Source organism: Leptothoe sp. PORK10 BA2, assembly GCF_034932105.1.
Taxonomy (GTDB): Bacteria; Cyanobacteriota; Cyanobacteriia; order Phormidesmidales; family Phormidesmidaceae; genus Leptothoe.
Map to the genome: position 1 here is coordinate 25,484 of NZ_JAYGIG010000137.1, position 11,477 is coordinate 36,960.

The 11,477-nt window shown below is 54.0% G+C and carries 8 protein-coding genes; 2 read left to right on the top strand and 6 right to left on the bottom strand.

Features of this window, described 5'->3' with window-relative positions:
- Positions 1–159 precede the first annotated feature (159 nt).
- From purC to VB741_RS22245, 6 genes are all read right to left on the bottom strand, one after another.
- On the bottom strand, positions 160–900 hold the full coding sequence (purC, locus tag VB741_RS22220) for a phosphoribosylaminoimidazolesuccinocarboxamide synthase (protein ID WP_323367403.1): 741 nt from the start codon (positions 898–900) through the stop codon (positions 160–162).
- A gap of 58 nt (positions 901–958) precedes the next feature.
- The gene (locus tag VB741_RS22225) at positions 959–3,535 is read right to left on the bottom strand and encodes a GAF domain-containing protein (protein ID WP_323367404.1); all 2,577 of its coding nucleotides are present in this window, start codon (positions 3,533–3,535) and stop codon (positions 959–961) included.
- A 297-nt stretch (positions 3,536–3,832) separates the two neighbouring features.
- Positions 3,833–5,368 (bottom strand): lysine--tRNA ligase, encoded by a 1,536-nt coding sequence (gene lysS, locus VB741_RS22230; protein WP_323367405.1) that lies wholly within the window; start codon positions 5,366–5,368, stop codon positions 3,833–3,835.
- A gap of 86 nt (positions 5,369–5,454) precedes the next feature.
- Complete coding sequence (locus VB741_RS22235) at positions 5,455–6,612, bottom strand: response regulator (RefSeq protein WP_323367406.1); 1,158 nt, start codon at positions 6,610–6,612, stop codon at positions 5,455–5,457.
- A 96-nt stretch (positions 6,613–6,708) separates the two neighbouring features.
- Entirely contained in the window at positions 6,709–7,635 is a 927-nt protein-coding gene (locus VB741_RS22240) for a glycosyltransferase family 2 protein (RefSeq protein ID WP_323367407.1), read from the bottom strand.
- Between the two features lie 258 nt (positions 7,636–7,893).
- Complete coding sequence (locus VB741_RS22245; RefSeq protein ID WP_323367408.1) at positions 7,894–8,226, bottom strand: hypothetical protein; 333 nt, start codon at positions 8,224–8,226, stop codon at positions 7,894–7,896.
- A gap of 722 nt (positions 8,227–8,948) precedes the next feature.
- Between VB741_RS22245 and VB741_RS22250 the strand changes: the two genes are divergently transcribed.
- Both VB741_RS22250 and VB741_RS22255 read left to right on the top strand, forming a co-directional pair.
- Positions 8,949–9,416 (top strand): hypothetical protein, encoded by a 468-nt coding sequence (locus VB741_RS22250; RefSeq protein WP_323367409.1) that lies wholly within the window; start codon positions 8,949–8,951, stop codon positions 9,414–9,416.
- Positions 9,417–9,479: 63 nt separating this feature from the next.
- Positions 9,480–11,360, top strand: coding sequence for a tetratricopeptide repeat protein (locus VB741_RS22255; RefSeq protein WP_323367410.1), 1,881 nt, complete (start codon positions 9,480–9,482; stop codon positions 11,358–11,360).
- Positions 11,361–11,477 lie beyond the last annotated feature (117 nt).

An 11,477-nucleotide genomic window follows, 5' to 3' on the forward strand; every position in this document is an offset into this window, starting at 1 on the left:
AATCCTTGCATTTTTTTTCAAAAGCGCCTTGGGGGCATGAAAAAAATGTAAACGGAATTTAATATTTTCTGGAAGATTCTACCGCACCGTTTCCCTCATTGCTCAACTTGTGTGTGCCAGAATTCGATCTAACACCTACCGCACCGTTTCCCTCATTGCTCAACTTGTGTGTGCCAGAATTCGATCTAACACCTGTTGATAGCCTGATTCCACATCGCCCAAATCCTGACGGAACCGATCCTTATCCATCACTCGACGGGACTCATCGGTTTCGTTTTGATTCCATAGACGACAGGTGTCGGGGCTGATCTCATCCGCTAGGACTAAGGTGCCGTCGGCCAGGGTGCCAAACTCTAGTTTGAAATCCACTAGGGTAATGCCACAGCCATTAAAAAAATTTATCAGCACCTGATTGATCCGTTGGGCCATTTGCTGCAGCTGGGTGACAGTATCGTCACTGGCAATGTCCATGGCTCGGATGCGATCGCAAGTCAGCAGCGGATCCCCCAGATCGTCATTTTTGTAGTAAAACTCCACCAGGGGTGGGGTGAGGGGTGTCCCTAGGGCGATGCCGGTCTGGCGACATAGGCTACCCGCCGCCAGATTGCGCACCACCACCTCCAGGGGCACAATGGTCACCGGCTTCACCCACATCTCGCGCCCATCGGCTTGACCCTGGGGGGAGTCAATCCAGTGGGTGGCGATGCCCTGGGCCTCTAGCAGCTGAAACAGGTGGGTGGAGACGGCATTATTAATTCGCCCTTTGTTGACGATGGTGCCTCGCTTCTGGGCATTAAATGCAGTGGCATCATCCTTGAAATAGGTCACCAGTACCGCCGGATCCTCGGTGGCATAGAGAATTTTTGCCTTGCCTTCGTAAAGCTTTTTTCGCTCAGCCATGGAGTCTCCCAAGGAAAATTTGCACCGCCCATTTTAACCTGCCGACCATGGCCAAATTCTATTTGGTCGTCATCACATAGACCCCATCCCAGTCGGCTGCTGGCGGGTTCTCCAAATAGGCATGAATACGAGCAATATGCACATCCACCGCCTTATCCTGGGGCCGCATCACCTTGGCCTTGGCAAATAGTTCTAAGGCCCGGTTAAATTTTTGCGAGGTATAGGCGCTACGCCCCTGCCGATAGAGATCCAAAAAGTCCTGGGTGCCGGCATCTAATTCGTAGTTTTGGCGGTTGCCAATCAGCTCATAAATTTTCACCGGCTCCGTTTTCCCTTTCACTCGGGTCAGATCCAGTTCCCGCACCCAGACCAAATCCCGGCAGCGGTCATAGGTGTGCTCGCTCATGACAATGTCACAGCCATACTGCTTGGTTACCCCCTCCAAGCGAGAGCTGAGATTCACCCCATCGCCAATCACCGTGTATTCCATTTTGCGCCGAGAACCGATGTTTCCCGAAACCACTTCTCCGGAGCTAATGCCAATGCCAATGTTGATTTTGGGCCGACTGGAGGCCTGGCGAGCCCGGTTAAAGTGCACCAGTCGCTCCCGCATATCCAAAGCCGCCTCCACCGCAGACCAACCGTGGTTGTCTAGGGGGAGCGGTGCCCCAAATACGGCCATTAGGGCATCGCCAATAAACTTATCCAGGGTGCCCTGGTGATTGAACACCGCCTCCACCATGGTCTCAAAATATTCGTTCAACATGGATACTACCTGGGAGGCTTCTAGACTCTCCGTCAGGGTGGTATAGCCGCGAATATCTGAGAACAGGACTGTCACATCCCGCCGTTTGCCCACCATTAGGGAATCCTCCCCCAGGGCCATAACCTGGTCCGCCACACTGGGAGTCATGTAGCGATAGAGGGTGGTTTTCATCCGCTTTTCTTGGCTGATGTCCTCTAACACCACCACCCCGCCGCGCACCCCGCCGCCAGGGGCGGTTAGGGGATTGACCGTCAGGTTAATGCTGTGCTCCAGGTGGCGGATATCGTCAGGGGCTTCGATGGTGATCGCCTGCTGCCCCCAAGGGAAGTAGGTTTGGTCCTCGTCAATCTCCTGGTTGGGAAAGAAGGTGGAGGGTTGGCTGCGCAGTTCCACCGGTACCAGCAATGTTTGCTCACCCTCCACCGTGGCCACCGCCACCCGCAGGGTTTGCTCTGGCACATAATGCTCTGAGCCAAACTCTAAACTGTCGGCGAGGCGCGATCGCAACCGCTCAATCGGCACCACCTCCCACAGGAGACGACCCACCAAAATGTCTTCCCAAGCCTGCTTTAGCTGGTCGGCCGTCGCCTCATCTTCCGCCGCCGCCGCCGGACAGCCCAATAGGCTCAGGGCCGACTCATTGATAGTGACAATCCGCCCCCCCATATCCGTGGAAATGACCGCATCGGAAAGGCTTTGGAGAATATCTTTCTGGTATTGCTTCTCCAACAGCACATTCTCATACAGCTGGGCATTTTCCAGGGCAATCCCCGCCTGGATATTAAACGCCTTCATAAAGGACTCATCGGACCGGGTAAAGGAACCCTGCGTCTTGTTGATCAGCTGGGTTACCCCCATGATCCGCCCCGATGAATTAAACACCGGCATACATAAAATACTGTGGGTGTGATAGCCCGTGCGCTCATCCGCCGAACGGTCAAACCGACTATCTTTATAGGCATCGGGAATATTTAAGGTTTCGCCCGTGGAGGCCACATAGCCCACGATACTATCCTTATCATTGGCCTGACGCAGCTCCACCAGTTGGGTGCGATCTCCACTGAGCACCTTGGACCACAGTTCATTCCCATCCATCAGCCACAGGGTGCTGCGGTCCGCCTGCATCAGCTTACGGGCTTCAGTCATCACCGACTGCAGCGTCACCTCTAACTCTAAACTTTGATCCAACGATGAGATCGCATTTAACAGCGCATTCAGACCTTTTTGGGTGCGCGCTGCCGTGTAAAACGAGTTGCAGCTCTCCAACAGCACCCCAATGGACTGGGCAAAGGATTCAAACTCCTTTTCATCATTGGGGGTAAAGCGGTCGTTACCAATTTTATTCAGCAGCTGCACCACGGCTACCACGTTTTCCCCATCACTAAAAATGGGCATACACAGCACATTCTTAGTCCGATAGCCCGTTTCCTGATCGGTCGCGCGATTAAAGCGGGGATCGTCATAAGCACTGGGAATATTCAGGGTTTTTCCCCTCTCTGCCACATACCCAGCAATCCCTTTTCCCATGGGAATGCGGATCTCCACCGGCTGTTCATCATCCCCCTGGGCAATTTTGGACCACAGTTCCTGATTCTCCTCATCTACAATAAAAATTGTGGTGCGCTCAGCTTCGAGGATCTGGCCAATTTTCAACGTGAACGCCTCTAACAATTCGCCTAAAAGCGTTTCCAGCGATTGATTATTGATCAGGTTGATCGCCTTGAGGAAATACTCAAACTCTTGAATGATTAATTCTAGAAGCTCGATAAATCTGGGCTTAGATAAATGCTGAACCTGAGTCTTCAGATGACCAGGCATATTGCCCTGCGACAAACGGGCCAACGTACTATCTGCAGATGACTGAGCCATAGTGATTTATACGGGTTCGCTAAAATATAATCTAACGAAAAATTTAATTCAGAGGATGGCTGATTTTGAGTATGGGCTAACCTATAGCTCCAGTCAGATAAGAACTGTGACAGATTGGTTAATGCCATACATCAGCTAGGGCTGAACGGGGAGCTAGTAAGCCCTTTTGTGTGGATTACTAGCGTGGAATGCTCAGTGAATATTACAAACATTCCCTCAACCACGCCAGGGGACAGCAATTACAGCATGATTGCTGTCCTGCCACGCTGCGCCAGCGCCGTGTCCTTCCCCTATAGTTTAATCGGTCCCCCCTAGTTCGGGCTTAAGCAACGGAAATGCAATAACATCGCGGATGCTGGGGGAGTCGGTTAGCAACATCACCAAGCGGTCAATGCCCATGCCCATACCGCCGGTGGGAGGCATGCCATATTCCAATGCGGTGACAAAGTCTTCGTCTAGGCTTTGGGCCTCCAGATCCCCCGCTGCTTTTTTGGCCGCCTGGGCCTCCAGACGTTGCCGCTGATCCACCGGGTCTGTCAGCTCCGAAAAGCTATTGGCCGTTTCTCGCCCCACGATAAACAGCTCAAACCGTTCCACTAGACCGGGCTGATGCCGATGGGGTTTGGCTAGGGGGGAAATCTCCACCGGATAGTCGGTAATAAACGTGGGTTGAATCAACGTCGCCTCCACCGTCTGCTCAAAGGCCTCGTTTAAGACATGGCCAATGGAGGGGCAGTCATCCACACCGTTTAAACCCGCCTCCTTCGCCGCTGCTTTGGCGGCATCCAGGTCCGTAAATGTGGCAAAATCTACGCCGGTCTTTTCCTGGACCGCCGCATGCATGGTGATGCGCTTCCAGGGGGGGGTGAGGTTGATGGCCTCACCCTGGTAGGTAATGTCAGTGGTGCCCAACACCTCCTCTGCCGCATTGACAATCAGGGCCTCGGTGATGTCCATCATGTCGTAGTAGTCGGCGTAGGCCTGGTACAGCTCTATGGAGGTAAATTCTGGATTGTGGCGGGTGGAGATGCCTTCATTGCGAAAGATGCGGCCCATTTCAAACACCCGTTCAAATCCGCCCACAATCAGTCGCTTTAGGTGTAGTTCCGTGGCAATGCGCAGGTAGAGCTGCATGTCCATGGTGTTGTGGTAGGTGACAAAGGGACGGGCATCGGCCCCACCGGGCTCCGTCTGTAAAACCGGCGTCTCAATTTCAATAAAATTTTGCTGGTCTAGGTAGCGGCGGATGGACGCGGTAATCTGGGCCCGTTTCCGAAATGTATCTCGCACCTCGGGGTTGACAATTAAATCCACATAGCGCTGGCGATAGCGCTTAGCCACATCGGTCAGGCCATGCCACTTGTCGGGCAGGGGCATGAGGGCCTTGGTGAGAATGGTGTAGGTGCTGACCTTCACCGACAGCTCACCCTTGTCGGTGCGCTTGATGATGCCCTTCACCCCCAAAAAGTCCCCCACATCCGTGAGCTGTTTCAGGTGGTTAAACGCTTGGTCATCCGTCTCGGCCATGGCCGCCTGGATGGTCTTTTTATCGAGAAATAGTTGAATCGCGCCGGTTTCGTCTTGAAGGGTGAAAAAGGCAAGCTTACCAAACACTCGCCGGGCCATAATTCGACCGGCAATGCTCACCTCAAAATCGGCTTCCTCACCGTCGGGCAGCTCGGTAAATTGTTCCTGGAGCGCCGCCGCCTGGTGGGTGACATCCCAGGTGTAGGCATAGGGATTTAGCCCCAGTTGTTTTAAGTCATTTACCTTCTGCAAGCGGGCAGCACGAATTTCACGGGGGCTTTGGTCGTCGGGCTGGGAGCTGGCCATGCGTTGGGGGTCAGTAGTTGTGCAGGTGTTAATTGTATAGCAAGCTGCTGAATGCATTTAGTAGCTTGCTATCAGAACTGAAAACTCTAGTCCAACGGCTCCCCTGGAATATATTTGGCCAACAGCTGGGCCACCTTATCGGGGCTGGGAGGTTTGGCTAAAAAATCATCGGCCCCGACCATTTTGGCCCGCATGCGGTCGAGCATGCCGTCCCGTCCGGTGAGGATAATAATCGGGATGTCATAAAACGCATCGGTGCGGCGGAGAAACTTACACAGTTCGTAGCCGCTAATGTTGGGCATGGTGATGTCTAGAAAAATCAGGTCGGGCTGGTGTTGGGATAGGGTGGAGATTTGCTCGACGGGCCTGGTGACGGGCAGCACCTCATAGCCCAGGGGCTGCACCAGTTCCGCCATCACTCGGCTGACTAAGGGGCTATCGTCAATGCAGGCAATGAGACCTTTGGTGCGCAACTTGGGGGTCTTGCTAGGAATGACCCGTTGAGGTGCGTAGGGGGCTGGAATGTCTGGAATCTGCTGGAAATCGACCCAGCCCTGATATACCAACGGTTGCAGCAGCTGGATCACATCGGTGAGGGAGCGGTTGGTCTGGGCGGCTATGTCCCAAAGGGTAATGTTGCCTTGCATCCAGCGGGCCAGACGTTCGTATTTGGCCTCGGTAACGTGGAGCCGCAGCCCCTTGGGGTTGATCACGATGGGGCAGAGGTAGGGCAGGTCTTGGGGCAGGAGGGTGGGTAAATGTTCTGCCCCCATGGTTTGCCAGTGGCTATAGATTTTTTGCGATCGCACCAGCGCCTGCTGCACTGACAAAAACACCACCTGCTGCGACACCATCCGATTGGGGTTCCACTGCACATCTTCGCTGCGATAGTCCACCAGGGTGAGCATCACTTCATCTACAATGCTTTGGATGATGGCCTTAGCCTGGTTCAAGGAAATATGCCCACACTGGATCGCCTGGTTAATAAAGTCCACCTCCCAGAGGTCGTCAGGCCGCCGCATTTTGGCAATCCAGCTGGGGGAAAACTCTGCGCTATGGCGACGCAGGCAGCGATACCAGCGGCGGACCGAATGTTGCCCCCCCGTGGCATAGATTAGCCGCCCTGAATAAAAGTAAAGTTTCCAAGGATCAGTAGTTGTGGATTGCACTACCAGTTCACCGGTGCGGTGTTGTTGAGCAAGGGCAATCAGGTATTGGGATAAGGACTGGGCCTGGGTCAGCATATCAACCACACATTGAAGGCTTTGGGCAATGCCCTAGAGCCGTTGAATCTAGTTTTGGCATTTATGACACCTTGGGATTAGTTTGCCCAGAGTTGGTCAAACACAGCTATTGGCAGATGGGATGGTGTTGTGAGCGGTAGCGGGGTTTGGCATGGCCACTGTGGCGGGGTCTGGCGACGGCGGCTCGGTAGGCAGCTGGATATCTGTGGTGCAGCCATGCTGGAGTTCCCACACCTTGAGGGTGATGAGATATTCGTAAAAAGCCTGGAGCATACACCAGTTAAATCCGGCCCGACCGTCTAGGATGCCGCCTAGGAAAAAGTACATGTAGATAAACCGCACCAGGGGGCGCAGGGGCAGGCGCAGGGATAGATCCTTGAGGGCGCGGCGGCGTTCTACTTCGGAGCTGCCCCAGACTAGGGCACGCCAATTGACGCCATGGCCCGATAGCTGGCGGATGGTTTCCTGGGCTTCGTCGGTGGAGTAGCGGTTGTGTTTTTCGAGCCAGCGGCCAAAGCCTTTGCTGCAGGTGTAGTGGGGATAGGTGGCTTGCAAAAAGCCGGTGGTGCCTTCACACACTTCGCGCTCGGTGTGGCCGTAGTCGTCAAACCAGACTTGTTGTTTATCTAACAGCCGTAGCTGGTAGCGGGGGTACTGGGTGCTGCGACGAATCCACTGGTTCATGAACATGACTCGCTCGGCGGCGTAGTAACCCACATGCTGGCCGGACTGGGCGGCGGCGACGCACTCGTTGAAGAGTTCCGGGGTCATGCGTTCATCGGCTTCTAGGATGTAGACCCAGGGGTGTTTGGTGGGGACGTTGCGGAGCATCCAGGTGCGTTGTTTACCATGGCTTTCGAAGGCGTGTTGGATGGCGCGGATGGGGTATTGCTGGGCGATGGGGAAGGTGCGATCGCAGCTAAAGGAATCCACCACAATGACATCGTCTGACACTAGGGCCGACTCAATACAGGCGGCAATATCCAGTTCTTCATTGTGGGTCAAAATAAAAATCGAAATCATTGCGATATTCTAGAAATCATCCAGCAGGCTAAGGAGGCCCTAGCCGAGGTCTACCCAGGGGAAAACACACCCAGCCTTAATGTCAGGTGTTCTTTAAGATTGCCCGTGATTGTGGCTGATCCTGCAAAAAACAGGCTCCCACCACAGAATATTTGGTTTAGTTTGACCGATAGATAAAGGACTGGTTAAATTCAGGCGAATTTAATCTGGGGGTGCTGAACTCACTTTCTTTTTACTATCTACCTCAGTCCGCTGCCTTCATCCGTTTGTTTTCAGCCGTTGGTAAGCTGCCGCTGTGGGGTTAGCGGTTTCAAAGTCGGTGCAGCCAATGGCGTCTTCTGACAGGGCCTGGGAAGGATGAAGCGGACATTTGAGGACGGCCTGGTTGGTGAAGAAGCTACAGTCTGCGCAGGGAATCCGGTGCATGGTTTGGGCTCGCTGTACGCTATCTCGGGTGGCGGCGATCACTTGCCAGATGCCGAGGATGACCATGGACCAGGCGGTGATGATGCAGATGGGGCCGAGGTAGGGCTGCAGCCAATGCATGACGTACAGCAATATGACGTGAACCAGTTGGAGGAGCTGATACATAGGGGGTGGGGTGGTTGCGTAGGGTGGGCACAGCCTGCCGACCATGGGCCAAAGTAGCTATCAGCTTAAACGGGATGTAAAATTCCCTACTCAGAGCGAAAATATTTGTAGCAAAAGACCCTCATTGCCCAGCCCCTTGCTCCCAGGGGGAGAAGGGGGGGCTGGGCTGAGAATCCTTTTCTCCTTGGGAAAAGGTGGAGCCCTCATCCCCCAGCCTCTTGCTCCCAGGGGGAGAAGGGGGGGCTGGGCTGAGAATCCTTTTCTCTCTGGGAAAAGGTGGAGCCCTCATCCCCCAGCCCCTTGCTCTCAGGGGGAGAAGGGGGGGCTGGGCTGAGAATCCTTTTCTCCTTGGGAAAAGGGGGAGCCCTCATTGCCCAGCCCCTTGCTCCCAGGGGGAGAAGGGGGGGCTGGGCTGAGAATCCTTTTCTCCTTGGGAAAAGGGGGAGCCCTCATCCCCCAGCCCCTTGCTCCCAGGGGGAGAAGGGGGGCCTGGGCTGAGAATCCTTTTCTCCCTGGGAAAAGGTGGAGGCTTACTTCAAAGTCCTTCTCCTCTCGGGAGAAGGATTTAGGATGTAGACGCCAAAGCGGCTTCTCGAAGAGGGGGGAAGTTCAAGGCCTGATCATCCCCATAACTATCCAAAAAGTTAACCTGCATGGGTACCTGACAAATACAAACCAAAATTGCTACAACTTAGGGACCTATTACTAACTATTACTGCTCTATGCTCGGAGCCCTGTCCCTGGCTGCCGCCACAGCCATTGCCAAAATCGTCCTAGAAAAGTTCTACGAAGGAGCGGGGGGGAAACTCGGGGAAACCGTCGTCGAAAAAGCCAGCGATACGGTGCAAAAGCTTGGCAACCTGATTTGGGAGAAATGCTTTAAAGGTAAGCCGGACGATGTGGCTCAGCTGCCGGAGCAAGCGGCAAAACCAGAGGCCCAGGCAGATCAGGAAAAACTGGCCGCCTATTTGGGACAGGTATTGAGTCAGGACAGCAGTCTGTCTCAAGATGCGAAGAAACTAGCGGATGAGCTGCATCAGGTGATTGTGACCATGGAAAATGTCACGGGTCGCAATGTGCAACAGAATTTTGGTGGGCAAAATTTACAGGTGAATGACCCGAATCAGCCGGTCATTCAGGTGCAGGGTAACCCCACATTTCACTTTGGTGGATCAGGCAAGGACGGTTAGCTGGAGTCGTCGGGACGGGAACCGCCAAAGAAAACTACCCCAGATTATGGATTAGAAAACCTAGTGGCCCGCGAGTTTGTCGGGCGACAGGATGAGCTGAAAACGCTCCACCAAAAACTACAGGGCTCCGATCAGGTCGCCATCGCCGCCCTAGCGGGCATGGGGGGCATTGGTAAAACCGCATTGGCGCAGCAGTATGTGCGGCAGGCAAAGGATGAGTACCCTGGCGGGCGGTGGTATTTCAAGCTGCGGGAACAGAATTTAGCCACCTTGTTGGTGGGGGCTGCTGCCCTGTTTGATTGGCAGTTGCCGGATACTTTGTCGGACGATGGGGCCAGGGTGAAATGGTGTTATGACCAGTGGTGTCACCATTTTCCTGGGACAAGATTGTTGTTGTTGGATGATGTGCAGACCTACCAGGATGTAAAACACTTTTTGCCGATAGATAATCCTAGCTTTCGGGTGTTGATGACCTCGCGGCAGCGGTTTGACAAGCCGGTGGATCGGTTGGACTTGGGGGAGCTGCCGCTGCCTGAGGCGATTGAGTTGTTAACGGCGCTGATGGGGGATAGGGAGCGGGTAACCGCACAACAAACCGAGGCGGAGGCGCTGTGTGAGTGGGTGGAGCGGCTGCCGCTGGGGGTGGAGCTGATTGCTCGGTATTTGGCGGTGCATGGGAATTTGAGGTTTAGCAAACTGTTGGAACGGTTAGAACTGCAGAAGCTGGCTGCTAGGGCGATGCGGGATCTGCCGGAGGAGATGGCCTATGAGTATTCCATTGAGGCGGCGTTTGAGCTGAGCTGGCAGGATTTGACACCGGAGGCGAAAACGCTGATGGGGGTGTTGAGCATTTTTGCGGCTGCGCCCATACCGAAGGGATTGATCGAGGGGGCATTGTCGAAGTGGGATGAGGAAGATCTGGAGGAGGGGCTAGATGCGGGACTGGTAAAGCGTAATTTATTGCAGCGGGACAAGGATGGCAGCTATCAGCTGCATCAGTTAATCCGTGAATTTACGGTGGGTAAGTTGGAAACTGAACTCGGTGAGCAAACGTCTGCATTGCAAAAAGGCGTGGCCGTCGCAGTGACTAACTTTGCTAGCACTATTGAGCCCATTGTTAGGAAAGATGATCGGCAAGCTGTGGGTTTAGGTGTCCCCCACATGGCATTGGTGGCACAGGAACTGAATGATATTCTGGCGGATGATGAAGATCCTGGTTGGGTATTTACTGGGTTAGCTCGATTTTATGAAAGTCAAAGCCTCTGGCCAGAAGCTGAGCGTTGGTATAAGGGACGCTTGAAAATGTCAGAACGGAGGTTCGACTCCGATCATCCCGACACCGCCACGAGTCTGAATAATCTGGCATTGCTGTACGACTCTATGGGGCGCTACACCGACGCCGAACCCCTGTACGCGCGATCCTTAGAAATCCGCGAAGCGCAGCTCGGGCCTGATCATCCCGACACCGCCACGAGTCTGAATAATCTGGCTGAGCTGTATCGATCTATGGGGCGCTACACCGACGCCGAACCCCTGTTCGCGCGATCCTTAGAAATCCGCGAAGCGCAGCTCGGGCCTAATCATCCCGACACCGCCTCGAGTCTGAATAATCTGGCTGGGCTGTATCGATCTATGGGGCACTACACCGACGCCGAACCCCTGTACGCGCGATCCTTAGAAATCCGCGAAGCGCAGCTCGGGCCTGATCATCCCGACACCGCCGGAAGCTACAACAATATGGCAACGTTTTTCTATGCCTTAGAACGTTATGCAGAGTCGGCTAACTTTGGCGTCAAAGCCTTGGAGGTCTTTCTTACCAAGCTTGGACAAGACCATCCCAATACTCAAACTGTTGGCAACAACTTTGTCACCATCTTGCAAAAGGTAATCGAAACAAACCAAACAGAACAACTTTCGGATCATCCCCTTACCCAAAGGGCGTAACCGGTCTCGCGCTCTAACTCAAGCAAACAGGGGCCAATCGACTGCACCGAGTAGGTTTCGGTGTGGATAAAGGCGTTCAGTTTCATGCTGAATGCGAAAATGAGTAAACGCTTGCCA

Coding starts and splice junctions, on each gene's coding strand:
- lysS (WP_323367405.1), bottom strand. CDS start 5,368: ATGGCCAGCTCCCAGCCCGACGACCAAAGCCCCCGTGAAATTCGTGCT.
- VB741_RS22240 (WP_323367407.1), bottom strand. CDS start 7,635: ATGATTTCGATTTTTATTTTGACCCACAATGAAGAACTGGATATTGCC.
- VB741_RS22235 (WP_323367406.1), bottom strand. CDS start 6,612: ATGCTGACCCAGGCCCAGTCCTTATCCCAATACCTGATTGCCCTTGCT.
- VB741_RS22245 (WP_323367408.1), bottom strand. CDS start 8,226: ATGTATCAGCTCCTCCAACTGGTTCACGTCATATTGCTGTACGTCATG.
- VB741_RS22250 (WP_323367409.1), top strand. CDS start 8,949: ATGCTCGGAGCCCTGTCCCTGGCTGCCGCCACAGCCATTGCCAAAATC.
- purC (WP_323367403.1), bottom strand. CDS start 900: ATGGCTGAGCGAAAAAAGCTTTACGAAGGCAAGGCAAAAATTCTCTAT.
- VB741_RS22225 (WP_323367404.1), bottom strand. CDS start 3,535: ATGGCTCAGTCATCTGCAGATAGTACGTTGGCCCGTTTGTCGCAGGGC.